Here is a 21,915-nt window from a genome sequence, read left to right as displayed (position 1 = left end):
TGCCTCAGCCGTGGTGCGGGGCGGCCAAGGCCAGCTGGCTGGTGCCGAGTTCGTCGACGGCGGCGCGGGCGAGTTCCAGCGGGGTCTCGTAGGACTGGAAGTGGTTCATCGCGCTGAGGTAGCTGCCGTCGGCGCGGCGCATGACGTGCAGGGGCCGGCCGTCGATGTGCACCGCCGCCCGGGCGGGGTCGACGCTGATGTGCCGGCCGCGGTAGGTCTCCTCGGTGAGCGGCGCCGGGCCCAGGGTCTGCCGCGGGCGGCGGGCGCGCAGGACGGGGGCCAGCACGGCGGCCGTGCCGGCGAGGGCGGTCGCCCCGAACACCGTACGGAGGAAGGCGCGGCGGGTGCGCGGTACGGCGGCGCTGGCGTGCATACGGGTCTCCCTCGCTCGGTGGTCCGCGTACGCGGTCTAACGCGGAGTGGCGGGGGAGGTCACCTCGGCGGGGCGGGCGGGATCGCGGAGAGCCGCGGACCGCCCGCCCCGGCCGCTACGGAGCCGGGAGTTCGGCGAAGTCGGCGACCAGGCCGAGGTGGTGGCCGGCGGTGCCGAGGGCGAGGGAGCCGGCCTTGGCGCGCTTGAGGTAGAGGTGGGCGGGGTGTTCCCAGGTCATCCCGATGCCCCCGTGGAGCTGGACGCACTCCTCGGCCGCGCGGACGGCGACCCCGGAGCAGTGGGCCTGGGCGACGGCCACCGTCAGCGGGGCGTCGGCGGCGGCCGTCGCGAGGGCGTCGGCGGCGGCCCGGGCGGCCGCGCGGGCCGAGGCCACCTCCAGCCACAGCCGGGCGAGGCGGTGCTTGAGCGCCTGGAAGGAGCCGACGGGACGGTTGAACTGGTGGCGGCCGCGCAGGTACGCGACGGTCTCGGTGAGGCACCACTCGGCCAGCCCGAGCTGTTCCGAGGCCAGCAGGCCCGCCCCGGAGAGCAGGGCGCCGGCGACGGCCGCCCGTGCGGTGGCGGGGTCCGCGAGGCGGGTCCCGGCGGCGGAGTCGAGGGTGACTGCGGCCAGGGGGCGGGTCAGGTCCAGGGGGACCGCCGGGTGCAGGACGGCGCGGTCGGCGGGGACCGCGTGGAGGCCGGTGTCGGCGAGGACCAACAGGACGTCCGCGGCCACCGCGTCGGCGACGGAGGTGACGGTGCCGCTGAGCACCCCTCCCCCGGCGTCGTGGAGCGGCGCCGGCAGGGGCGCGCCGGGGGCCAGGGTGAGCGGCAGGGCGGGTACGCAGACGAGCCGGCCGGTCGCCGCCTCCCGTACCAGCTCCGCGGCCTCGGGTCCTTCGCAGGCGCAGGCGAGCAGGATCTCCGTGGCGAGGACGGAGCTGGTCAGGTACGGGACGGGGGCCACGGCCCGGCCCAGTTCCTCCAGGACGACGGCGGCCTCGCGGTGGCCCGCGCCCGCCCCGCCCAGTTTCTCGGGGACGAGCAGTCCGGCGGCGCCGATCTCCGCGGCCAGGGTGCGCCACAGCTCCGGGTCGTGGGGGCGGCCGGTCTCCGCGCGGGCGAGGACGGCCGCGGTGTCGCAGCGGTCGGCGAGCAGGGACCGTACGGCCGCGCGGAGTTCCTCCTCCGTGCCGGAGTAGAGGAGGTCGATGGGGGCGCGGGGGGCCGAGTGGCCCGGCCGCGGCGGGCGTGCGGTCATCGGGCGAGGTCCTTCCAGGGGGTGTCCTTGTCGTCACGCGGTTCGGCGGGCAGTCCGAGGACGCGTTCGGCGACGATGTTGAGGAGGATCTCGCTGGTGCCGCCCTCGATGCTGTTGCCCTTGGCGCGCAGGTAGCGGTATCCGGCGTCGCGGCCGGTGAAGTCGACGGTCTCGGGGCGGCGCATCGTCCAGTCCTCGTACAGGAGGCCCTCCTCGCCGAGGAGTTCCACCTCCAGGCCGCTGATCTCCTGGTTGAGGCGGGCGAAGGTGAGCTTCATCCCGCTGCCCTCGGGGCCGGGCCGGCCGGCCGCGAGCTGCTGGCGCAGCCGTTCGGCGGTGAGGCGGGCGACCTCGGCCTCGACCCACAGGCCGAGGAGCCGCTGGTGCAGGGCGTGGGTGCGGAGCCCGGGGCGTTCGCGCCAGGCGGCGGCGACGGGGGCGATCATTCCGCCCTCGCGCGGGAGGCGCATGCCGCCGATGGAGACGCGTTCGTTCATGAGGGTGGTGCGGGCGACGGCCCATCCCTCGCCGACGGCACCGAGGCGGTGGGCGTCGGGGATGCGGACGCCGGTGAGGAAGACCTCGTTGAACTCGGCCTCGCCGGTGATCTGGCGCAGCGGGCGGACCTCGACGCCCGGGGCGTGCATGTCGCACAGGAAGTAGGTGATGCCCCGGTGCTTGGGGAGCTCCGGGTCGGTGCGGGCGATGAGGATGGCCCAGCGCGCGGTGTGGGCGCTGGAGGTCCACACCTTCTGCCCGTCGACCACCCATTCCCCGGCGGCCTCGTCGAGGACGGCGCGGGTGCCGAGGGCGGCGAGGTCGGAGCCGGCCCCGGGCTCGCTGAAGAGCTGGCACCAGACCTCCTCCCCCAGCCACAGGGGGCGGAGGAAGCGACGCTTCTGCTCCTCGGTGCCGTGGGCGAGGATCGTGGGGGCCGCCATGCCCAGGCCGATGCCGATGCGGCGGGGATCGTTGTCGGGGGCGCCGGCGGCCTCCAGTTCGGCGTCGACGACGGCCTGGAGGGTGCGGGGCGCGCCGAGACCGCCGAGGCCCTCGGGGTAGTGGACCCAGGCGAGACCGGCGTCGAAGCGGGCGCGCAGGAAGTCGGCGGGGGCGGTGGCCGCGGGCGGGTGGGCGGCGAGCAGCTCGCGGGTGCGGGCGAGGAGTCCTTCGGCGGTGGCGCTCATCGCGTCCCGCTGTCCGGCAGGGACGGGACGACGACCAGCCGGCCGGTGGTGGTGCCGTCGGCGACGCGCTGGACGGCGCCGGCGGCCCCGGCCAGCGGGACGCGTTCGCTGACCAGGGGTCTGACCGCCCCCCGGGCGGCGAGGCGGGTGAGTTCGGCATGGCAGGCGAGGACGGCGGCGGGGTCCTTGGCGGCGTACAGCCCCCAGTGGAGCCCGAGGATCGAGTAGTTCTTCACCAGGGCGTGGTTGAGGGCCGGGGCGGGCACGGTGCCGCCGGCGAAGCCGACGACGACGATGCGGCCCTCGAAGGCGACGCACTTGGCGGAGGCGGTGTAGGCGTCGCCGCCGACGGGGTCGTAGACCACGTCGGCGCCGCGTCCACCGGTGAACTCCTTGACCCGGGCGACGAGGTCCTCTGCGGTCCGGTCGATGACGAGGTCGCAGCCGAGCTCCTCGGCGGTGCGGGCCTTCGCCCTGCCCCCGACGACCCCGACGACGGTGGCCCCTGCGGCCTTGCCCAGCTGGACGGCGGCGCTGCCGACCCCGCCGGCGGCGGCATGCACGAGGAGGGTCTCGCCGCTGCGGAGGCCCGCCCTGCGGTGCAGGCCGAACCAGCCGGTCTGGTAGCCGATGTGCAGGGCGGCGGCCTCGGCGTCGTCGAGGGAGTCGGGAGCGGGCAGCAGGGCGCGCGCGGGGGCGGTGACGTACTCGGCGAACCCGCCGTGGGGCAGGCTCGGGTTGGCGATGACGCGCCGGCCGTCCTCGGTCTCGGCGCAGACCTCGACGCCGGGGGTGAAGGGCAGCGGGGGCCGGATCTGGTACTGGCCCCGGGTGAGGAGCGCGTCGGGGAAGTTGACGTTGGCGGCGAGCACCCTGAGTCTGACCTCGCCCTCGCCGGGTACCGGTTCGGGGACCTCCTCGAGGCGCATGGCCTCGCGGGGCTCTCCAGTGGTGTGTACTCGCCATGCCTGCATCCGGGGCCTCCAGCCGCCGTCGAGGAACCACGCTCGGCGGCATACTAAGCGGTCGCTTGATGCCTTGGGAACCCTCGGTGGCGGCCCCGGCCCGCACGCCCCGGACCCAGCGACGACGCGCCGGTCTCCGGCGACGGGCGGGCCGACGGCACGGCCGCCCTGCCCCCGGGATGTACGAGGGGCCGGTGGTCCCGGCGCCGGGCGGCGGCACCGGGCTGGGCAAGGCCATCGCCGCCGAGTTCGCTGGGATCGGCGCGGACCTGGTGATCGCCGGCCGGCGAGCCGGACAGCTCGCGGCGGCCCGCGAGGAACTGGCGGCCGTACCCGGTGCGGAGCGGGTGACGGCCGCCGTCTGCGACATCCGCCACCCCTGGGGGACGGCCGGCAGCCCGCGCTGCGGGTGAGCGCACCCCGCGCACCGGGCCGGGCCGCCGTCTTCCCTGCCTCGCCCTCCGCCTCCGGCCTCCTTCATCACCGGCCACACCCTGGTGGTCGGCGGGGCGAACCGGCAGCGGCGGGCGCCGGTCCGGGCGGCGGTGGCGCCGGTGCGCAAGCAGCTGGGGCGCGGCCCGTTCACCCCGTGAGGGCCGGTGTCAGTGGGGTGCGGCACCATCGGGAACATGAAGATCCACGAATGGGAACCCTTCCTGCGCACCTGGAGCGACGAGCGCGACGCCGCCCGGCGGGCCGAGGAGCCCTCGGAGCCGCCGCTCGGCCGGCTGGGCTTCGAACCGGCCCCGCCGGAGCGGATCGCCGCGCTCGAAGCCCGGCTCGGGGCCCCGCTGCCGCCCTCCTACCGCGCGTTCCTGGAGGTCAGCGACGGCTGGCGGTGGGCCGGGGAGTTCGTGGAGCTGCTGGCGCCGGCGGCCGGGGTGGGGCTGGTCCGGGAGCTGACGGCCGCCCTCCACGAGGAGCTCACCATGTGGGAGCGGGAGGACCTGGACGCGGACCTCGACGCGGAGGACGAGGACGAAGAAGAGGAGGAGGACGAGGAGGAGTACGAGAGCGCCCGGTGGAACCGCTCGGTGCAGATATCCCTGGCCGGGGACCAGACCTGGCTGCTCCTCGACCCCGGTGACGTGGACGGCGACGGCGAGTGGGCAGCGTACCGGTACTCCTCCTGGAGCGGGTACGGACCGAAGCGCTACGACTCCTTCGCCGCCCTGATGCGCGCCGAGTACCAGGGCTTCCTCGGGCTGCGCAGGCCCAAGACGGCCTGACGCCCTGAAGTGCGGGGGCCGGCGGGCGGCCGCCGCGGTGAAGCCCTCGCGGGCGTCCTCGGAGGCCAGGGTGAGGGCAGCCGTCATCGCGGCGCGGTCGAGGGCGGCCGGCGGGGCGGCGTCTGCGGAGGCGTCGACCGCCACCCTCGGCCGCGCCTCGGGCAGGGCGAAGACGGCGTCGTCCGCGGCCCCGACGACCATGAACTGACGGATCGTCGGGTACTGCGGACGATCAGCGGGGGAAGACCTCGAACGGGACCGCCGGGACACCGCCGAAGCGGGCCGCCGCCTGCTGCACGTTGCCGGTCAGGAAGTTCCTGACGTACTCGTGCGGGTCCTCGTCGGTCAGGGCCGCGATGTACGCCTTGTGCTCCAGCAGGGAGTGCACGGCGCGCTCCAGCCCGGGACCGGCCTCGACCGCGTGCGTCGGCGTGGTGGTCCCCGACACGGCGACCCACCGCACCCCGTCCCACGGCTCCAGGCCCTGCTCGGAGATGAGCTCCGGGAAGATCCACCGGTTGCCCGCGTCCCCGGCGGCGTCCAGGACGGCCCGGCCGACGGCCTTGTGGTCGGGGCTGTTCCAGTTCCCGCCGCCTTCGGCTCCGCCCCAGGTGTCCCGGTGGTTGAGCGTGATCACCAGTTCCGGGCGGTGGCGCCGGATGGCCGCCGCGATGTCCCGGCGCAGGGCCGGGCCGTACTCGATGACGCCGTCGCGGTGTTCGAGGAACTCCACCGTCGAGACCCCGACGACGGCCGCGCTGGCGCGCTGCTCGGCCTCGCGCAGCGGGGCGCACGCGTCGGGCGCGACCCCGTCGATGCCGGCCTCGCCGCGGGTGGCGAGCACGTAGGCGACCTCGCGGCCGCCGTCCGTCCAGTGGGCGATGGCCGCCGCGGCGCCGTACTCCAGGTCGTCGGGGTGGGCGACCACCGCGAGGGCGCGCCGCCAGTCGGTGGGCATCGGCTGCAAGGGCGCCTGCTGATCAGCTTGTTCGGTCATAGGCCGCACAATAGGCGAACGGACCGTCACGGGCGGCCGGTGGCGCTGCCCGACGCTGCCGGGACGCTCTCCGGACCCGCACGCACCGCGTTCGCGGGCCCGACCGCCGGGATCCGAAAGGGGCGGCCTACTCCTCGGGCAGGGTCAGGAGGCGGTCCAGGACACGGGGGCCGCCCGCGCGGACGCCGTCGACGCGGTAGTCGGCGAGGGCCCGCTCCAGCCAGGCCTGCCGCCCGGTGAAACGCCGGGCCCCGAAGCCGGGGCCGCCCTCCAGGTAGAGCAGCCAGGGCAGCCGTTCGGGGTCCGTGCCGCTCGCCACGACCTCGCGCGCGTAGAGCTCGATGTGCTCGCCGTCGGGGCGGGCGTGGTCGAGCGGCACGCTGAAGCGGTGGTCGGTGAGGACGACACCGGGCTGGCGGTAGCTGTGGCTGCGCCGGCGGGTCACGGACGGCCCCTGGGGTGGTGGGTGCGGATGGACCTCCGCCGGGCCCCGGCCGGGTCGCGGCCGGGGCGGGCGGAGGTCTGCGGTCCGGCCGAGTCTACGGAACCGCGCCCGCCGTCACCGGGTCAGAACTCGACCACCGAGCGGAGCACCTCGCCGCGCTCCATGCGGGCGAAGGCCTCCTCGACCCCGTCGAGCGGGATGGTCTCGGAGACGAAGGCGTCGAGGTCGAGCCGGCCCTGGAGGTAGAGGTCGATCAGGAGCGGGAAGTCGCGCTCGGGCAGGCAGTCCCCGTACCAGGAGGACTTGAGGGCGCCGCCGCGGCCGAAGACGTCGAGGAGCGGGAGTTCGAGCTTCATGTCCGGCGTCGGCACGCCGACCAGCACCACGGTGCCGGCCAGGTCCCGGGCGTAGAAGGCCTGCTGGTAGGTCTCGGGGCGGCCGACGGCCTCGACGACCACGTCCGCGCCGTTCCCGCCGGTCAGCTCCTGGATCGCCTTGACCACGTCCTGCGTGCGGCCGTTGACGGTGTGGGTGGCGCCGAGTCCGCGCGCCCACTCCAGCTTACGGTCGTCCAGGTCCACGGCGATGATCTTCGAGGCGCCGGCCAGCCGGGCCCCGGCGACCGCCGCGTTGCCCACTCCCCCACAGCCGATGACGGCGACCGAGTCCCCGCGCCCGACGTTTCCGGTGTTCAGGGCGGCGCCGAGGCCGGCCATCACCCCGCAGCCCAGAAGGCCCGCGGCGGCGGGCGAGGCGGCCGGGTCGACCTTGGTGCACTGGCCGGCGGCGACGAGGGTCTTCTCCGCGAAGGCCCCGATGCCCAGCGCCGGGGAGAGCGGGGTGCCGTCCTCCAGGGTCATGGGCTGGGTGGCGTTGTGCGTGGCGAAGCAGTACCAGGGGCGTCCGCGCTTGCAGGCCCGGCAGGTGCCGCACACCGCACGCCAGTTGAGGACCACGAAGTCGCCGGGGGCGACGGAGGTGACGTCCGGGCCGACGGACTCGACGACGCCGGCCGCCTCGTGGCCGAGGAGGAAGGGGAACTCGTCGTTGATGCCGCCCTCGCGGTAGTGCAGGTCGGTGTGACAGACCCCGCAGGCCTGGACCTTGACCAGGGCCTCGCCCGGCCCCGGGTCGGGCACGAGGATCGTGGTCGTCTCCACCGGTGCGCCCTTGCTCCGCGCGATGACTCCTCGTACGCGATGTGTCACGTCGTACCCCGTTCTGATCGGATCGGTCTGGATCACCGAACGTACACGGGCGTGGCGCGGTACGGGAGTTGTGTCACGCTCCGGCGCGCGGTACGGCCAGATCCGGAGGTACGCAGGCCCGGAGCGAGGCGGCGAAGGCCGCCACGGCGGGGTGGGCGCCGGCCCCGCTGCGGAACGCGATCTTGGTGCGTCGCTCCATGTGGAGGCGGGTCAGGGCGACGCCGGAGCCCGGGGGGCCGCTCACCCCGAGCTGAGGTACGACGGCCACCCCCTGCCCGGCCGCGACCAGCGCGAGGACGGTGGCGAACTCGTCGATGCGGTGCCGGACGCGCGGGGTGAACCCGGCCGCCTGGCAGGCGCGCAGGGTCATGGCGTGGCAGAGGGTGCCGGGGGTGGCGGTGATCCAGGGCGCGTCGCGGTGGGCCCGCAGCACGGCGCCCTGGTCGGGGCCGCCGGCGGGTCCGACGGCCGGTGCAAACTCCGCTTCCGGCCCCTGGTGCCGCCCCGGCTCCGGTTCCGGCTCCTCCGCCGGGGCGGCCAGGTACATCGCCTCCCCGTACAGCGGCCGGGTGGCCAGCCCCGGTTCCGGGGGCGCGGGGACGAAGTCGTACTCGTGGACGAGGGCGACGTCCAGCTCGCCGGCGCGCAGCGCGTGCGCGACCGCCGCCGGGTCGGTCTCGTGGACCATCGGCTCCAGCGCCGGGTGGCGGCGGGCCAGGTGGACCAGGGCGGCGGGGACGAGGGCGCGGGTCGCCGTCGGGAAGGCGCCGATCCGCAGTACCCCGGCGAGGCCGCTGCGGGCCTCGGCGAGGTCGGCGTCGGCCCGTTCCAGCCGCTCCAGCACCGCCTCGGCGTGCCCGACCAGGTTCTGGGCCGCCGGGGTGAGCCGGACCCGGCGGCCGGTGCGCTCCAGCAGCGGCAGTCCGGCTTCGCGTTCCAGGACGGCGAGTTGCTGGGAGACGGCGGAGGGGCTGTAGGAGAGGGCCTCGGCCACGGCTGCGATGGTGCCGCGCCGGGCGAGTTCGCGCAGGAGCCGCAGGCGGCGTACGTCGAGCATCGGCTCAGCTTACGGATCACGTAAGGAACGTGAACTGGATTCGGCGCTCGGGGCGGGCGAGGCTCTTGGGCATGCGACAGGACACCGAACGGCATACGGAACGGCACCACGTGGAACGGCAGACGGGAGGGACGGCGGGCCGGGCCACGGGGCTCTTCCCCCGCGGGATCCACGTCCCGCTCGTCACCCCCTTCACCCGCGGCGGGGAGGTCGCCGCCGGGTCGCTGGAGACCCTCGCGCACGAGGTGCTCGACGCGGGCGCGGCCGGGATCGTGGCCCTGGGCACGACCGCCGAGGCGGCCGCCCTCGATGAGGCCGAGCGGGAGCTGGTGACCGGGGTCTGCGCCCGGGTCTGCCGGGAGCGGGGCGCGCCGCTCACGGTGGGGGCGGGGGCGGGCGGGACCCGGGCGGCGGCGGCCTCGCTGGCCGGGCTCGCACGGTGGCCGGAGGCGGGGGCGGCGCTGGTGGCGGTGCCCCCGTTCGTCCGGCCGGGGGCTGCGGGGGTGCTGGCCCACTTCGCGCGGCTGGCCGAGGTGAGTCCGGTGCCGCTGATCGTCTATCACATCCCGTACCGGACGGGGCAGCCGCTCGACGCGGCCGCGCTGCGCGCGCTGGGCTCGCTGCCCGGGGTGGCCGGGGTGAAGTACGCGGGCGGCGGGATCGACCAGGAGGCGGTGGCGCTGCTGGGCGACCTGCCGGAGGGGTTCGCGGTGCTGGCCGGGGACGACGTGTACCTGTCCCCGCTGCTCGCGCTCGGGGCCTCGGGCGGGATCCTGGCCTCGGCGCACCTGGCGACGGAGCGGTTCGCGGAGCTGGCCGGTGCCTGGCGGGACGGCGACGCGGTGCGGGCCCGGGAGCTGGGCCACGGGCTGGCGCGGCTCTCGGCGGCGCTCTTCACGGAACCGAACCCGGCGGTGGTCAAGGGCGTGCTCCACGCGCAGGGGCGGATCCCGGCGCCGGACGTACGGCTTCCGCTGCTGCCGGCGTCGGATGCGGCGGTGGCGGCCGCCCTGAAGGAGCTGGCCGCTCTCTGACCTCGCCGCGGACCCTCGAAAATGCGCCCGATTCGTCCCAATCGGTCACGAAACATCACTCTCGCGCGAGTCGCCCGGATCAGCGGCATCGGCCCGCGAATTGCCCGTATTGAGCGCGGGCGCGGAGGGTCCGGCGGGGCCGTGATGTGAGCCACACCCGCCGGGCCAACATCAATTTCCCCGGAAGGGTCGATTCCCTTTTCCCGGAAAGGGAAACCGGGATTTCCGGAGAAGTTTTCCAAGGTCATTTACCGGGGGGCCGGAGAGAAGTCGATCTCCGGGAGGAATTCCCGTCTTGTTCGGCCCTCCGCGCTCGCCTACGGTCACCCTCATTCCCGGTGACCGAATGCCGAATCCGGCCGCCGCCGGGGCTCTCCCGTACCCCCACGTGAGGACACGCCCATGCCCGCATCCGGTAAGCACCGTCGGCCGAAGCAGCACAGGATCGCCCGCAGGCTGGCCTTCGCCGGCACGGGCGGAGCGGCCCTCGCCCTCCCCCTGATCAGCGCGACCACGGCCGGGGCGGCCGTCGCGCAGCCGGCCGCGGCGCCCGCCGTGAGCACCCTGGCCCGTCCCGCGGCCGTACCGGCCGCCCAACCGGCCGTGGAAAAGGCGGCGGCCCCCCTGATCTATTCCGTGGTGGGCGGCGACACCCTCACGAAGATCGCTACGGAGCATTCCGTGGACGGCGGCTGGCAGGCCCTCTATGACGCCAACCGAGGAGCCATCGGAAACGACCCCTCCGTCATCCGCCCCGGCCTCAAACTGACCCTCGGCGGCGCCGCGAAGGCCGCCGCCACCCGGGCCACGGCGCTCGCCGCCAAAACCGCCGCGGTGCCCGCCGCCGCCAAGACCTACGCGAACAACCTGGACGGCTGGATCCGGCAGTCGCTGGACATCATGGCCAAGCACGGGATCCCCGGCAGCTACGACGGGATCCACCGCAACGTGATGCGGGAGTCCTCGGGCAATCCCCTCGCCATCAACAACTGGGACTCCAACGCCGCGGCCGGCATCCCCTCGAAGGGCCTGCTCCAGGTCATCGACCCGACCTTCCGGGCCTACCACGTGCCCGGCACCGCGATGGACTCGTACGACCCCGTCGCGAACATCACGGCCGCCTGCAACTACGCCGCCGCCCGCTACGGCTCCATCGACAACGTCAACGGCGCCTACTGAGCCGGAAGGTGCCCCGGGGCGATCGGCAGCCGCCGCTTGTGGTCGGTGAGCCGGTAGCGGCGGACGATCGTGTCGAAGGCCCGCGCGTCGACCGGCTTGCCCTCCAGGAAGTCGTCGATGTCGTCGTAGGTGACCCCGAGGGCGTCCTCGTCGGCCTTGCCCGGGTCGAGGGTCTCCAGGTCGGCGGTCGGGGTCTTCCACACCAGTTCGGCGGGCGCGCCCAGGGCGTCCGCGACCCCGCGCACCCGGCGCTTGGTCAGACCGGTCAGCGGGACCAGGTCCGCCGCCCCGTCGCCGAACTTGGTGAAGAAGCCGGAGACCGCCTCGGCGGCGTGGTCGGTGCCCACCACCAGGCCGTCCCGGGCGCCGGCCACCGCGTACTGGGCGATCATGCGCTGGCGGGCCTTGATGTTGCCGTGCACGAAGTCCTCGTGGTGGGCGTCGCGGAACTCCACGCCGGCGGCCCGCGCGGCCTCCAGGGCGGCGTCGCTCGCCGGCCTGACGTCCACGGTCAGCACCTCGTCGGCGCGGATGAAGGACAGGGCGAGCTGGGCGTCGTGCTCGTCGGCCTGGACGCCGTAGGGCAGCCGCATCGCGTAGAAGCGGGCCTCGTGCCCGGCCGCACGGGCCCGCTCGACGGCGAGCTGGCACAGTCGGCCGGCGGTGGTGGAGTCGACCCCGCCGCTGATGCCCAGGACGAGGGAGCGCAGGCCCGTGGAGGTCAGCCGCTCGGCGAGGAAGGCCACCCGGCGCTCGATCTCCCGCTCGGCGTCGAAGGTCTCGGCGACCTCCAGCTCCCGGGCGATCTCCTGCTGCAGGGCGATGGACGCCGGCTCGCTCACGTCTGCTCCTCGTTCTCGGCGTTGTCCGCGCTCTCGGCGGGCTTCGCGCTTCCGTTCGGCGGTGTACCGTCGCCCCCACCCTACCCAGGCGGCCCGCCCGCCCCCGCCGTGCGTCAGAGCCAGCCCTGGCGGCGGGCCGCGCGGACGGCCTCCATGCGGTTGCGGGTGCCGGTCTTGCCGATGGCCGCCGAGAGGTAGTTCCGCACGGTCGACTCCGACAGGTGCACCCGGGTCGCGATGTCGGCGACCGTGGCCCCGTCGACCGCCGCCTTCAGGACGTCGGCCTCGCGCGGGGTCAGCGGGTTGGGGCCGGCGCTGAGCGCGGCCGCCGCGAGCGAGGGGTCGACCACGGTCTCCCCCGCCAGCACCCGGCGGATCGCGGCGGCCAGTTCCTCCACGGGCCCGTCCTTGACCAGGAACCCGGCGGCCCCCGCCTCCATCGCCCGGCGGAGGTAGCCGGGGCGGCCGAAGGTGGTCAGGATCAGCACCCGGCAGCCGGGGAGCGCCGTGCGCAGCTCGGCGGCGGCGTCGAGTCCGCTGCGGCCCGGGAGTTCGATGTCGAGGAGGGCCACGTCGGGCCGGGCGTCGAGGGCGGCGGGCACGATCTCGTCGCCGGCGGCCACCTGCGCCACGACCTCGATGTCCTCCTCCAGCCCGAGCAGCAGGGCCAGGGCGCCCCGCATCATGCCCTGGTCCTCGGCGAGGAGGACTCGTACGGATGTCACGGAGCGCCCCGCGTCAGGCTCGGTCATGCGGCCAGCCTAGGCCGTGGGCACAGCCCCGCCCCCGCGGGGCGGCGCCCCTGGTGCACGACGCCTGCGGCGGCGTACCCTCGTGGATCCCGGACCGGCTTGCCCGGAAGGCGAGTTGAGGGGAGGACGGCATGAGGGGCACGGTCGGCTTCGGCACGTTCGCAACCGGCATGGTCGGCATCATGGTCGGCAGCCGCTGCGAGAGGGGCTGGGACAACTGGAACCGGACGCAGCGGATCGTCTGCTCCGTGTCCGCAGCGGTCGGGCTGGTCGGACTGTTCCTCATGGGGTAGCCCCCTCCTCGACACCCACGCCCGCCTCCACCGGGAGTTCGGCGTTGACCCGGAAGCCCCCGCCCGGTACGGGGCCGCTGGTCAGCGTGCCGCCCGCGGCCGCGAGACGTTCCCCGAGGCCGGTCAGTCCGCTGCCCGGCGGGGTCGAGCCCACGCCGCGGCCGTCGTCCGTGATCACGAGCCGGACCCGTTCCGCCGCGCCGTGCACCTCGATCTCGCAGGTGGCGGCCCCGCTGTGGCGGACCGTGTTGGTGGCGGCCTCGCGGACCACCCATCCCAGCAGGGCGGCGGCCTGCGGAGGCAGCGGCGGCCCGGACTGGCGCACCAGCGGCTCGATACCGGCGGCGGTCAGCACGTTCCGGGCCCGGTCGAGTTCGGCGGCCAGGCTGGCTTCGCGGTAGCCGGTGACGGCTTCCCTGATCTCGGTGAGGGCCTGGCGGCCGACGGTCTCGATGTCGCGGACCTGACCGAGGGCGGCCTCCAGGTCGCGGGGGGCGATGCGCCGGGCCGCCTCCGACTTCACGACGATCACCGACAGGGTGTGGCCGAGCAGGTCGTGCAGGTCGCGGGAGAAGCGCAGCCGCTCCTGGTCGACGGCGGCCCGGGCCAGCTCCTGCCGGGTGTCGCGCAGTTCCCGCACGGTCTCGGACAGGGCGAGGATGGCGGCGGTGACGAGGCCGGACAGGAAGGTCCCGTAGACGATGCCCAGGACGTCCCAACCCTCCCGCAGTCCGCCGATCACACCCGCGAGGACGCTGACGCCGACCATCACCTGGCCCATCCGGCGGCCCCGGACCACCGCGCCGGCGGCGAGGCCCAGCAGCGGGAAGAACAGCAGCCAGTTGCCGCCGTAGGCGCCGGCCAGGGCGCAGGTGACGGCGCCGAGCGCGAGCAGGCACCAGCGGGTGGCGGCCGCCTCCCGGGCCCGCTTGTCGAAGGCGCGGAACACCAGGGTGATGTAGAGGGAGTTGAAGACGAGCAGGCCCAGGGCCCCGATCCAGGGGTTCGGGGTCTGCCCGTGGACCACGTTGGAGATGGCGCCCATGCCCAGCAGCAGCCAGGGCAGGAGGGTGAACGCGTTGGGCGGGCCCATGGGGCCGCTGCCGTAGTCGGGGGCCTCGCCCCGGGCCTTGCGGGCCTTCTCCGCCGCTCGCCACTCGGCCCTGCGGGCCGGCCAGTCGGCCTTCCGGTCCGCCTTCCGGTCCGCCGCCCGGTCCTTCGCCCTCCGGCACCCGTCCCGCATGTCCGTTCCCGCTTCCCGTTCCACCCGTTCGCCCCCGCCCGAGCGGCGGTGCGGAGATCTGCTCCGTCATGACCACCACGTTATGGACGGGGCGTGGACGCCGGCAGAGCCGCCCGTACGGTCCCGGCCGGTACGAATGTCACCACGCGCGGCGGCGCAGTGCCCGCACCACCGCGGTCAGCCGGTGTCCCATGAGCTCGGTCATGGCGGCGACCACCGGGAGCAAACACGATGTCAGGAGCGGTAGACCTTCTTCACATCGCCCTGGGCGTCGGCGTACAGGTAGCCGCCCCGGCCGTACTCGTTGGCGCCCGCCTTCACGTGCGTGCCGGAGGTGTCGGACCTCCCGTCGGGCAGCGACCGGACGCCGATGGCGCCGCCGGTGAGGGCCAGCACGAGCAGGGCGCCGATCAGGACGGGCCGCAGGCGCCGGGCGCGGGCCGGGGTGACGGGTGCGGTGCGGTCGCACGGGGAGCCGCCGCCGGGGACGAAGGGGCGGGTGTCCGACACCGGGGGCGGGGGCAGGAACGCCGGCGGGGCTCCTGCCGGGGCCGTGCCGGTTCCGGCGGCGGCGCTCGCGTCGCGGAGCAGGGCTTCCAGCGCGGCTCCGTCGGGCCGCACGGCCGGGTCCCGTACGAGCAGCCGTTCCAGAACGGGGCCCAGCGGGCCGGAGCGCACCGGCGCGGGGATCGGGTCGTCGAGGACGGCGACGACGGTGGCCAGGCTCGTGGCACGGCGCAGCGGGTGCGTGCCCTCGGCGGCCACGTACAGCATCATGCCGAGGGACCAGAGGTCGGAGGCGGCGAGGCCCTCCTCGCCCCGCGCGCGCTCGGGGGCGATGTACTCGGGCGAGCCGATCAGCACCCCGGTGGAGGTGATGGCGGTCGCCCCGCCGAGGGCGGCGATGCCGAAGTCGGTCAGCACCGCGGCGCCGTCGGGCCGCAGCAGCACGTTGGCCGGTTTCACGTCCCGGTGCAGGACCCCTTCGGCGTGCGCGGCGCGCAGCGCCGACAGGACGTCGAGCCCGAGCCGCAGCACGTCGGCGACGGGCATGGGTCCGTCGGCCAGCCGGTCGTGCAGGGAGCCGCCCCTGACCAGCTCCATCACGATCCACGGGTGGCCGTCGGTTCCGGCTTCCGGCTCGACGATGTGGTGGATCGTCACCACACCGGGGTGCGCGAGGCGGGCCAGGGCCCGGGCCTCGCGCACGGCCCGCTCGCGCATCTGGGCGGAGAGCCCGGGGTTGGCGGCCTCGGAGGCCGGGTCCGGCGGGCGCACCTCCTTGAGGGCGACCTCGCGGTGCAGGGCGATGTCGCGGGCGCGCCACACCGTTCCCATGCCCCCGGCGCCCAGGGGTGCGATCAGTTCGAAACGGCCGTCGACCAGCCGTCTGCCGGCCTCACTCGTGTCCATGGCCGGTCATCGTAGAGGGCGCCATCGTCAGCAGCGGCGGCGGTCCGCCGTCAGGGCGCCCTGCGCGGTGGTCACCGTACGGTCGTAACAGCCGCCGCCGATTCCCGTCCCGTACAGCTGGTGGCGAGCGGTGGTGGTGCCGACCGCGTGGCGCTGGTCGCGCGGGACGTTCGCGGTGTACGAGGCGTCGCCCGTGTACCGGTCGTCGAGGCGGGTCAGCCCGGTCCGGCGGCCGCCGCGGAGGGTGAGGGTGTCGGCCCGGTCGCCCAGGGAGAGGACGGTGCGCAGCCGGTCGCCGGCGCCGAGAGTGGTCTCGCCGTCCATGGTGTAGGCGCGGGTGGTGCGGGTGGTGTCGGCACCCCGGGTGACGCTCTCCTCGTCGTTCCAGGAGGCGCTGAGGGCGTCGGCGTTCTCGCCGTCGGTCCAGCGGTGGACGGAGGTGCTCCGCACGGCCCGGGTGACGGTGGTGGTGACCCGGCCGTGGGAGGTGTCGAGGTGGCCGGCGACGGTGAGGCGGTGGGCGCCCTCGGTGTCGAGGCGGTGTTCTCCGCCGGGGGCGGCGGGTGTCCAGCGGGAGGTGCCGGTGGGGGCCGTCTCGTCGTGGCGGGTGAGGGCGCCGGTGACGACCCCTCGGCCCCGGTCCTGCCACAGCAGCAGGTTGGCGGGGGTGCTCCAGCCGCTCTGGCCGGCCGGGACCCCGGTGACGGCCACCTCGATCCGGTGCGGGCGGCCGTCGTTGAGGAGGGCGGCGTAGGGGGTGAGGTCGTAGACGATCGGCTGGACGTCGAAGGCGCGGGGGCCGGGGGTGACGTACCAGAGGAAGGGGTTGGACCAGCCTCCGGTCCAGACGGTCGGGAAGGGCGCGGCGAGCCCGGCCAGTTGTCCGTCGACGGAGATCCGGACCTCGCGGTAGGGGCCGTCGGCGGCCTTGCAGGAGTAGGGGGCGGCGTCGGGGACGGTCATGTACCAGTACTCCTCGCAGCCGCCGCCGGAGCCGGTGGCGTAGACCTCGGCGAGGATCCGTTCGGTGTTGCGCGGGGTGGTGACCTCCGGGGTGGTGAGCGGGAGGACCCGGTCCGGGGTGGGGGCGGGGCGGGTGCGGCCCTCGGCGGCGTAGAAGGTGAGGGTGACCTTGACGTCGACGACCCCGGTGTAGGTGTCGTCGACGACGTTGCCGATCAGCATCTCGACGGGCTGCGGGCGGGCGAGGGTGTCTCGGTAGCGGGTGACGTCCTTCTCGACGGACCACTCGATGCCCTCGGGCGAGGGTTCGGGGGTGGAGGTGCGCAGGATCTCCACGCCGCCGAGGGTGAGGTGTCCGAGACGGTCGTACTGGCGGCCCTTGACCTTGCCGTCGAGGCGCAGCACCACCGTGGCCCAGTCGGCGCGGCCGCAGCCCTCGGGCGGGGTGTACGCGCCCCGGTAGGGGGTGAAGTCGCGGAACTGCGCCTCGGCCAGGGTCACCCGGCAGGACCGGGTGTCGGGGTGTTCGACGGGCGGTGCGGCGGTGAGGGGGTCGTGCCAGTCGGTGCCGAACTCGGCGGGCGGGGTGTCCGCAGGCCGGGCGGAGACCGGGGCGGGGGTGGCCGCCGCGGGTCCGGCGGTGGCGGCCAGGGTGCCCGCGGCGAGGGTGAGCGCGCCGAGCAGGCCCATGATCCTGTGTCGTCTCATGGGCCCGCAGTGAAGCGGCTGCCGGGCTCCTCCCGCCAGGGCCGGTGGTCCGGGCCTGGCGGGATCTCGCCCCCGCTCCGGGTGGTCCCGTCGGCGCGTCAGGCGGCGGGGAGGACCACGACGCCGTCGTCGTCGCCGGGCGGAAGGTGACGCCGCCGATGGTGACGGGCTCGTCGACGGAGCCCGCGCCGGTCCTGCCGCTCTTGCGGGGGCAGGTGCCCTGCGCCTGCACGCCGAGAGCCGGAGCGCTCCGCCGCGCCGGCGATGAGGTCGCCGACGAGGGCGGTGCGCAGCGAGCCGCCGCCGTCGACGACGAGGACGGCGCCTTCGCCGGAGGTGTGGAGGAGTTCGCGCGGCAGGGCGTTGTCCTCGTGGCAGCGGACGGTGCGCACGGGCCCGGCGAAGAGGCGGCGGCCGCCGATGGGGCGGAAGGCGGTGGTGCAGATGCCGGGGCTCTCGCCGTGCTCGTCGCAGAGGTCGGCGGTGGGGAGGGGGGTGACGCCCATGTCGCGGGGGCTCCACGTATCTCGTACGGCGCGCCGTGCGGCCCCGGCGTATGCGGGCTTCCCGGGCCGTCTCCTCCGGAGGAGACGGCTCAGTCGCGGGAGTTGCCGAAGAGGATGCGGTAGCCGATGAGCAGGACGAGGGAGCCGGCGATGGCGGCGCCCCAGGTGGCGAGGTCGAAGAAGTGGTTCTGGATCGGGCGGTCCAGGAACCGGGCGGAGAGCCAGCCGCCGATGAAGGCGCCCGCGACGCCGATGAGGGTGGTGCCGATGAAACCGCCGGGGTCCCGGCCGGGCAGCAGGATCTTGGCGATGCCTCCGGCCAGCAGGCCCAGGACGATCCAGCCGATGATGCCCATGGTCGTTCACTCCGCTCGTTGGTCAGCGTCTCTACGGTGGGGAGGACGCAGCCGCGGGCACCGCGGTTCTCAGCGGTCGCGGGCGCGCAGGAGCGCGGTGGCGGCGACGGCGGCCGTCACGGCGCCGATGCCGGTCACGGCGAGGCCGCCCCGGGAGCGGTAGGAGAAGAGGGAGAGGGTGGAGCGGGCCGAGAAGGCGGAGCCCGCGCTCAGCCAGGAGGCCGCCGATCCGATGCTGAGCGCGGAGCCGAAGGAGGCGACGGACAGCACGCTGCCGACCGAGCCGACGGAGAGCACGGAGCCCACCGACCCGATGGACAGCACGGAGTCCCGGGACCACAGGGAGAGGTGCGAGCGGTCGGCCATGGCGGTCATGCTGTCACATGGCCGGCCGGTACGGCGTGGCTTTCGCCGGCCTGGTCGCCGGGCGCGGTCCTGGTCAGCAGCAGGACCCCCCGGCCGGCGGCGAGGGCTCCGGCGGCGGCGAGCACGATGCCCAGGGCCCCGCCCTGGAGGCGTTCGCCGAGCAGCACCATGCCGATGACGGCCGCGGCGAGGGGGTTGGCCAGGTTGACCACGGCGAGCGGGGCACCGAGGCCGCCCCGGTAGGCCCGCTGCGAGAGCAGCATCCCGCCGACGGCGAAGACCACGACGAGCAGGGCCACGGTGACCACCCGGGCGCTGAGCAGGGCGCCGCCGCGGCCGCCCGCCACGGCCACGGTCTGGGTCAGGGCGGAGGCGACCGCGGAGGCGAGCCCGGAGGCGGTGGCGTGGCGCAGGCCGGGGCCGGGGTCCTTGCGGGCGGTGAGCAGGGCGATCACGGCCAGGGTCGCGCCGGAGACGGTGAGGGCCTCGGCGACGGTGAGGGTGTCGTCGGGAGCCGGTCCGGAGGCGGGAAGCAGCAGCAGGCCCAGTCCGGCGACGGTGGCGAAGGTGCCCCGCCACTCGGTGGCGGCGACCCGCCGGCCGGCGCCGCGCGCGCCGAGCGGAACGGCGGCGACGAGGGTGAGCGCGCCGAGGGGCTGGACCAGGGTGAGCGGGCCGTAGCGCAGGGCGGCCGCGTGCAGCAGCGCGGCGCCGGCGTTCAGCCCGGCCGACCACCACCAGGCGCCGTTGCCGACCAGGTCGCGGGCGGTGCGGGCGACGGCGCGGCGGGCGAGCCGCTCCTGGGCGACGGCGGCGGCCGCGTAGGTGACGGCGGAGGCCAGGCAGAGTGCGACGGCGAGGACGGTGGCTTTCACCGCTCGCCCCCGGCGGGCACGGGCGCGGCGGACGGGACCGGGGCCGGAGCCGGGGCCGGAGCTGCGCCCGAGGCCGCAGCCGAAGCCGAGGCCGGGGCCGGGGCCGCAGCCGGGGCCGGAGCTGCGCCCGAGGCCGCAGCCGAAGCCGAGGCGGGGGCCGGGGCCGCAGCCGGGGCCGGAGCTGCGCCCGAGGCCGCAGCCGAAGCCGAGGCCGGGGCCGGGGCCGCAGCCGGGGCCGAGGCTGCGGACGGGACCGGGGCCGGGGCGGGGGCCTGCTGGGCGGGCTCCGCCGTGCCGCGCGGGCGGGGCAGGCGGCGTTCCGGGGCCGGGGTGCCGGGGGCCGCCGGGCGGGGGACCAGCAGGAGGGACGCGCCCAGCAGCAGGGTGGCCACGCCCGCGTCGACCCAGTAGTGGTTCGCGGTGCCCACGACCACCAGCAGCGTGGCGAGGGGGTGCAGCAGCCACAGGACCCGCCACCGCGAGCGGGTCGCGGCGATCATCCCGAGGGCCAGCATCAGCGCCCAGCCGAAGTGCAGCGAGGGCATGGCGGCGAACTGGTTGGCCATCGTGTCGGCGGCCGGGGCGGCCCGGTAGACGGTCGGCCCGTAGACCTGGCCGGTGTCCACCAGGTGGGCGGCCTCCAGCATCCGCGGCGGTGCGAGGGGGAAGGCCAGGTGCAGGGCGAGGGCCGCGCCGGTGAGGACGGCGAGCACCCGCCGGGTCCACAGGTAGTGCCCCGGGCGGCGCAGGTACAGCCAGACCAGGAACAGGACGGTCGCCGGGAAGTGCACGGCCGCGTAGTAGGTGTTCGCGGCGTGGACGGCGGCGTCCGAGTGGAGCAGCAGCCGCTGCACGGCCCCTTCACCGGGCAGGTGCAGGGCGCGTTCGGCGTCCCAGACCCATCCCGCGTTGCGGTGGGCCTCCTCGGTGCGGCCCGTCGAGAGCATCCGGCCCGCCTTGTACACGGCGAACAGGCCCACGACGAGTAGCAGCTCGCGTATGAGCCGGCGCCGGGCCCCGCCCGCGGGGGCGGCCGGCCGGCCGGGTGTGGTGTGGGAGGTCATCCCCCGGTCTCACTTCTTTCGGGTGGAGCGGATTCGGTCGGACCGTTCCGATCGACACGCCAGTGTATCGATACATTCGCGTATCGATACGATGGTGTACCGATAAGCTGCCGAAGCCGTACACTGGGAGGCACGACCCACTGCCCGGGAGCTCGCGAGGAGAGCCGCACCCCATGACGTCCACGCCGCAGGCCACCGCGCGCCGATCCAAGATCAGCCCGGAGCGCGAGCAGGAGTTCTACGACGCCGTCCTGGACCAGCTGCGCGAGCACGGGTACGAGGCCCTCACCATGGAGGGCGTGGCCGCCCGTGCCAGCTGCGGCAAGTCGACGCTGTACCGGCAGTGGAAGTCCAAGCCCCAGCTGGTCGCCGCCGCCCTGCGCGCGGGCCGGGCGCGGCGCGGCGAGCGGACGCTGGCCGACGTGGACACCGGGAACCTCGCGGGCGACCTTCGCGAGGCCGCCCGGATCGCGGCCGGCACCTCCGGGCGCGACACCCGGCTGACCCAGGCCCTCGGGAACGCCGTGCTCAGCGACGAGGACCTCCAGCGCGCGCTGCGCGAGGCGCTGGTCGAGCCCGAGCTGGCGGCCTTCGACGCGATCGTGGCGCGGGCCGTGGCGCGGGGCGAGATCACCGCGGACCATCCGGCCGTGGAGTTCCTCCCGGCGCAGCTCATGGGCGTCCTGCGGATCCGGCCGGTGCTGGAGGGGCGCTACGCCGACGCCGAGTACCTGGTCCGGTTCGTCGACGCGGCCCTGCTGCCCGCCCTGGGGATCGGCCCGGGGGAACGACCGGCCACCTGAACCGGCAGGCCGCCGTCCACGATGACCGGACGGCGACCCGCTCGCGCTGCCTCGTGGGGACGGCGGCAGCGCGCCACCCGGACGGGTCGGCGGCCCTCCCGAGCAGGGGGACCGCCGCCCCGTCCGGTACGGACCTCCCCGCGCGGACGCGTTCCGCGCGGGCTCTTCCACGCGGGCTCTTCCACGCGGGCGCTTCACACGCCCCCGCGCCCCGCGCCCGGTCAGCCCCGGGCCGCGCCCATGACCCGGGTGTACTCCTGGGGGTCCGCCTCGAAGCCGCGGGCCCGGGCGTCCAGCACCCAGCCGCCGGCGCCGTCCCGGACGAACTCGGCGACGGTGGCCGACGCGGCCCCGGCGAGCCCGGCGAAGTCGAGGGTGGCGAGGTCGGTGCGGCCCTCCCGGATCCGCAGCCCGGTCCCGGCGACGGAGCCGAAGACCGTACGGCCGGGCGTGCCCGCCGGGCCCGGGTCCTGGATGACCACGCCGACCACGACCCGGCCCAGCTCGGGCGCCATGCGGTCCAGTTCGAGGATCATCACCTCGTCCCAGCCGAAGCCCTGCCCGTCGCGGCTGTCCCGGTCGAGGGTGACCGTGCCGTCGGGGGCGCGGCTGCCGAAGTGCACGAGGTACACCGGCTCCCCGTACGGGTCGCGGATCCCGAAGACGCCGGCGACGAGGTCCAGGTCGTGCGGGGGCGTCCCGGCCGGGCTGGGGTCCCAGCGCAGGGATATCTCCACCTTGGCCAGGCTCTTGCGTACTCCGGTCACCGGACTCCCCCTCCGCTCGGCCGCTC

24 protein-coding genes and 1 pseudogene are annotated in these 21,915 nt (G+C 75.5%); 6 read left to right on the top strand and 19 right to left on the bottom strand.

Features of this window, described 5'->3' with window-relative positions:
- Positions 1-4: 4 nt before the first annotated feature.
- The 4 genes from ACFY15_RS09390 to ACFY15_RS09375 all read right to left on the bottom strand — a co-directional run bounded on the left by ACFY15_RS09390 (position 5) and on the right by ACFY15_RS09375 (position 3,798).
- Entirely contained in the window at positions 5-373 is a 369-nt protein-coding gene (locus tag ACFY15_RS09390) for a tyrosinase family oxidase copper chaperone (RefSeq protein ID WP_390687181.1), read from the bottom strand.
- Positions 374-488: 115 nt separating this feature from the next.
- Complete coding sequence (locus ACFY15_RS09385; RefSeq protein WP_390687180.1) at positions 489-1,637, bottom strand: acyl-CoA dehydrogenase family protein; 1,149 nt, start codon at positions 1,635-1,637, stop codon at positions 489-491.
- Positions 1,634-2,824: an acyl-CoA dehydrogenase family protein gene (locus ACFY15_RS09380; RefSeq protein WP_390687179.1), complete on the bottom strand. Its 1,191-nt coding sequence runs from the start codon at positions 2,822-2,824 to the stop codon at positions 1,634-1,636. Before ACFY15_RS09380 ends, ACFY15_RS09385 begins: the two co-directional genes overlap by 4 nt.
- Entirely contained in the window at positions 2,821-3,798 is a 978-nt protein-coding gene (locus tag ACFY15_RS09375) for an NADPH:quinone oxidoreductase family protein (protein WP_390687178.1), read from the bottom strand. Before ACFY15_RS09375 ends, ACFY15_RS09380 begins: the two co-directional genes overlap by 4 nt.
- 185 nt (positions 3,799-3,983) lie before the next feature.
- Here ACFY15_RS09375 and ACFY15_RS09370 point away from each other — a divergent pair, with 185 nt between their 5' ends.
- Positions 3,984-4,202, top strand: coding sequence for an SDR family NAD(P)-dependent oxidoreductase (locus ACFY15_RS09370; protein WP_390687177.1), 219 nt, complete (start codon positions 3,984-3,986; stop codon positions 4,200-4,202).
- A 216-nt stretch (positions 4,203-4,418) separates the two neighbouring features.
- Positions 4,419-5,018 (top strand): SMI1/KNR4 family protein, encoded by a 600-nt coding sequence (locus tag ACFY15_RS09365; RefSeq protein WP_390687176.1) that lies wholly within the window; start codon positions 4,419-4,421, stop codon positions 5,016-5,018.
- A gap of 232 nt (positions 5,019-5,250) precedes the next feature.
- On the opposite strand, the gene ACFY15_RS09360 is transcribed toward ACFY15_RS09365, so the two are convergent.
- The 4 genes and pseudogenes from ACFY15_RS09360 to ACFY15_RS09345 form a co-directional block, all read right to left on the bottom strand.
- A complete protein-coding gene (locus tag ACFY15_RS09360; protein ID WP_390825277.1) occupies positions 5,251-6,015 on the bottom strand; it encodes a PIG-L deacetylase family protein in 765 nt (254 codons plus the stop codon).
- 190 nt (positions 6,016-6,205) lie between these two features.
- A pseudogene (locus ACFY15_RS09355) lies at positions 6,206-6,460 on the bottom strand (alpha/beta hydrolase); the annotation flags it as partial.
- A gap of 122 nt (positions 6,461-6,582) precedes the next feature.
- Entirely contained in the window at positions 6,583-7,668 is a 1,086-nt protein-coding gene (locus ACFY15_RS09350) for an S-(hydroxymethyl)mycothiol dehydrogenase (RefSeq protein ID WP_390687174.1), read from the bottom strand.
- A 73-nt stretch (positions 7,669-7,741) separates the two neighbouring features.
- Complete coding sequence (locus tag ACFY15_RS09345) at positions 7,742-8,725, bottom strand: LysR substrate-binding domain-containing protein (protein WP_390687173.1); 984 nt, start codon at positions 8,723-8,725, stop codon at positions 7,742-7,744.
- A 71-nt stretch (positions 8,726-8,796) separates the two neighbouring features.
- Here ACFY15_RS09345 and ACFY15_RS09340 point away from each other — a divergent pair, with 71 nt between their 5' ends.
- Entirely contained in the window at positions 8,797-9,759 is a 963-nt protein-coding gene (locus ACFY15_RS09340; protein WP_390687172.1) for a dihydrodipicolinate synthase family protein, read from the top strand.
- A gap of 402 nt (positions 9,760-10,161) precedes the next feature.
- A complete protein-coding gene (locus ACFY15_RS09335) occupies positions 10,162-10,938 on the top strand; it encodes a transglycosylase SLT domain-containing protein (RefSeq protein WP_390687171.1) in 777 nt (258 codons plus the stop codon).
- On the opposite strand, the gene nadE is transcribed toward ACFY15_RS09335, so the two are convergent.
- Positions 10,932-11,780 carry an ammonia-dependent NAD(+) synthetase gene (gene nadE, locus ACFY15_RS09330; protein WP_390687170.1) on the bottom strand — a complete coding sequence of 283 codons (849 nt, stop codon included), beginning with the start codon at positions 11,778-11,780 and terminating at the stop codon, positions 10,932-10,934. The genes ACFY15_RS09335 and nadE overlap by 7 nt on opposite strands.
- A gap of 113 nt (positions 11,781-11,893) precedes the next feature.
- Positions 11,894-12,532, bottom strand: coding sequence for a response regulator (locus ACFY15_RS09325; RefSeq protein WP_390687169.1), 639 nt, complete (start codon positions 12,530-12,532; stop codon positions 11,894-11,896).
- Between the two features lie 131 nt (positions 12,533-12,663).
- Here ACFY15_RS09325 and ACFY15_RS09320 point away from each other — a divergent pair, with 131 nt between their 5' ends.
- Positions 12,664-12,825: a hypothetical protein gene (locus ACFY15_RS09320; protein WP_390687168.1), complete on the top strand. Its 162-nt coding sequence runs from the start codon at positions 12,664-12,666 to the stop codon at positions 12,823-12,825.
- Here ACFY15_RS09320 and ACFY15_RS09315 read toward each other — a convergent pair.
- The 8 genes from ACFY15_RS09315 to ACFY15_RS09280 all read right to left on the bottom strand — a co-directional run bounded on the left by ACFY15_RS09315 (position 12,815) and on the right by ACFY15_RS09280 (position 20,319).
- Entirely contained in the window at positions 12,815-14,068 is a 1,254-nt protein-coding gene (locus ACFY15_RS09315) for a histidine kinase (RefSeq protein WP_390825276.1), read from the bottom strand. The genes ACFY15_RS09320 and ACFY15_RS09315 overlap by 11 nt on opposite strands.
- Before the next feature lie 234 nt (positions 14,069-14,302).
- On the bottom strand, positions 14,303-15,481 hold the full coding sequence (locus ACFY15_RS09310; RefSeq protein WP_390825275.1) for a serine/threonine-protein kinase: 1,179 nt from the start codon (positions 15,479-15,481) through the stop codon (positions 14,303-14,305).
- Between the two features lie 27 nt (positions 15,482-15,508).
- Positions 15,509-17,152, bottom strand: a complete 1,644-nt coding sequence (locus ACFY15_RS09305) for a peptide-N4-asparagine amidase (protein WP_390825274.1) — start codon at positions 17,150-17,152, stop codon at positions 15,509-15,511.
- 98 nt (positions 17,153-17,250) lie between these two features.
- Positions 17,251-17,658, bottom strand: a complete 408-nt coding sequence (locus tag ACFY15_RS09300; RefSeq protein ID WP_390687163.1) for a hypothetical protein — start codon at positions 17,656-17,658, stop codon at positions 17,251-17,253.
- A gap of 89 nt (positions 17,659-17,747) precedes the next feature.
- Positions 17,748-18,014 (bottom strand): GlsB/YeaQ/YmgE family stress response membrane protein, encoded by a 267-nt coding sequence (locus ACFY15_RS09295; protein WP_042810319.1) that lies wholly within the window; start codon positions 18,012-18,014, stop codon positions 17,748-17,750.
- A 69-nt stretch (positions 18,015-18,083) separates the two neighbouring features.
- The gene (locus tag ACFY15_RS09290) at positions 18,084-18,380 is read right to left on the bottom strand and encodes a hypothetical protein (protein WP_390687162.1); all 297 of its coding nucleotides are present in this window, start codon (positions 18,378-18,380) and stop codon (positions 18,084-18,086) included.
- A 5-nt stretch (positions 18,381-18,385) separates the two neighbouring features.
- Positions 18,386-19,255 (bottom strand): hypothetical protein, encoded by an 870-nt coding sequence (locus tag ACFY15_RS09285; RefSeq protein ID WP_390687161.1) that lies wholly within the window; start codon positions 19,253-19,255, stop codon positions 18,386-18,388.
- Positions 19,252-20,319: a phosphatase PAP2 family protein gene (locus tag ACFY15_RS09280; protein WP_390825273.1), complete on the bottom strand. Its 1,068-nt coding sequence runs from the start codon at positions 20,317-20,319 to the stop codon at positions 19,252-19,254. The genes ACFY15_RS09285 and ACFY15_RS09280 overlap by 4 nt, the downstream gene beginning before the upstream one ends.
- 173 nt (positions 20,320-20,492) lie before the next feature.
- Here ACFY15_RS09280 and ACFY15_RS09275 point away from each other — a divergent pair, with 173 nt between their 5' ends.
- Entirely contained in the window at positions 20,493-21,122 is a 630-nt protein-coding gene (locus tag ACFY15_RS09275) for a TetR/AcrR family transcriptional regulator (protein ID WP_390687159.1), read from the top strand.
- 221 nt (positions 21,123-21,343) lie between these two features.
- Here the strand turns inward: ACFY15_RS09275 and ACFY15_RS09270 are convergent, their stop codons facing one another.
- Positions 21,344-21,889: a TerD family protein gene (locus ACFY15_RS09270; protein WP_390687158.1), complete on the bottom strand. Its 546-nt coding sequence runs from the start codon at positions 21,887-21,889 to the stop codon at positions 21,344-21,346.
- Positions 21,890-21,915 lie beyond the last annotated feature (26 nt).

The organism is Streptomyces sp. NPDC001373 (genome assembly GCF_042895815.1).
Classification (GTDB): Bacteria; Actinomycetota; Actinomycetes; order Streptomycetales; family Streptomycetaceae; genus Streptomyces.
This window is presented reverse-complemented; position numbering and strand designations above follow the sequence as displayed.

What these genes read in the sequence shown, in the direction of transcription:
- ACFY15_RS09290 (WP_390687162.1), bottom strand. Translation starts at nt 18,380, where the DNA reads ATGGCCGACCGCTCGCACCTCTCCCTGTGGTCCCGGGACTCCGTGCTG.
- ACFY15_RS09335 (WP_390687171.1), top strand. Translation starts at nt 10,162, where the DNA reads ATGCCCGCATCCGGTAAGCACCGTCGGCCGAAGCAGCACAGGATCGCC.
- ACFY15_RS09320 (WP_390687168.1), top strand. Translation starts at nt 12,664, where the DNA reads ATGAGGGGCACGGTCGGCTTCGGCACGTTCGCAACCGGCATGGTCGGC.
- ACFY15_RS09345 (WP_390687173.1), bottom strand. Translation starts at nt 8,725, where the DNA reads ATGCTCGACGTACGCCGCCTGCGGCTCCTGCGCGAACTCGCCCGGCGC.
- ACFY15_RS09365 (WP_390687176.1), top strand. Translation starts at nt 4,419, where the DNA reads ATGAAGATCCACGAATGGGAACCCTTCCTGCGCACCTGGAGCGACGAG.
- ACFY15_RS09325 (WP_390687169.1), bottom strand. Translation starts at nt 12,532, where the DNA reads ATGACCGAGCCTGACGCGGGGCGCTCCGTGACATCCGTACGAGTCCTC.
- ACFY15_RS09380 (WP_390687179.1), bottom strand. Translation starts at nt 2,824, where the DNA reads ATGAGCGCCACCGCCGAAGGACTCCTCGCCCGCACCCGCGAGCTGCTC.
- ACFY15_RS09340 (WP_390687172.1), top strand. Translation starts at nt 8,797, where the DNA reads ATGCGACAGGACACCGAACGGCATACGGAACGGCACCACGTGGAACGG.
- ACFY15_RS09390 (WP_390687181.1), bottom strand. Translation starts at nt 373, where the DNA reads ATGCACGCCAGCGCCGCCGTACCGCGCACCCGCCGCGCCTTCCTCCGT.
- ACFY15_RS09275 (WP_390687159.1), top strand. Translation starts at nt 20,493, where the DNA reads ATGACGTCCACGCCGCAGGCCACCGCGCGCCGATCCAAGATCAGCCCG.
- ACFY15_RS09375 (WP_390687178.1), bottom strand. Translation starts at nt 3,798, where the DNA reads ATGCAGGCATGGCGAGTACACACCACTGGAGAGCCCCGCGAGGCCATG.
- ACFY15_RS09360 (WP_390825277.1), bottom strand. Translation starts at nt 6,015, where the DNA reads ATGACCGAACAAGCTGATCAGCAGGCGCCCTTGCAGCCGATGCCCACC.
- ACFY15_RS09300 (WP_390687163.1), bottom strand. Translation starts at nt 17,658, where the DNA reads ATGGGCGTCACCCCCCTCCCCACCGCCGACCTCTGCGACGAGCACGGC.
- ACFY15_RS09310 (WP_390825275.1), bottom strand. Translation starts at nt 15,481, where the DNA reads ATGGACACGAGTGAGGCCGGCAGACGGCTGGTCGACGGCCGTTTCGAA.
- ACFY15_RS09385 (WP_390687180.1), bottom strand. Translation starts at nt 1,637, where the DNA reads ATGACCGCACGCCCGCCGCGGCCGGGCCACTCGGCCCCCCGCGCCCCC.
- ACFY15_RS09315 (WP_390825276.1), bottom strand. Translation starts at nt 14,068, where the DNA reads ATGCGGGACGGGTGCCGGAGGGCGAAGGACCGGGCGGCGGACCGGAAG.
- ACFY15_RS09295 (WP_042810319.1), bottom strand. Translation starts at nt 18,014, where the DNA reads ATGGGCATCATCGGCTGGATCGTCCTGGGCCTGCTGGCCGGAGGCATC.
- ACFY15_RS09280 (WP_390825273.1), bottom strand. Translation starts at nt 20,319, where the DNA reads ATGACCTCCCACACCACACCCGGCCGGCCGGCCGCCCCCGCGGGCGGG.
- ACFY15_RS09305 (WP_390825274.1), bottom strand. Translation starts at nt 17,152, where the DNA reads ATGAGACGACACAGGATCATGGGCCTGCTCGGCGCGCTCACCCTCGCC.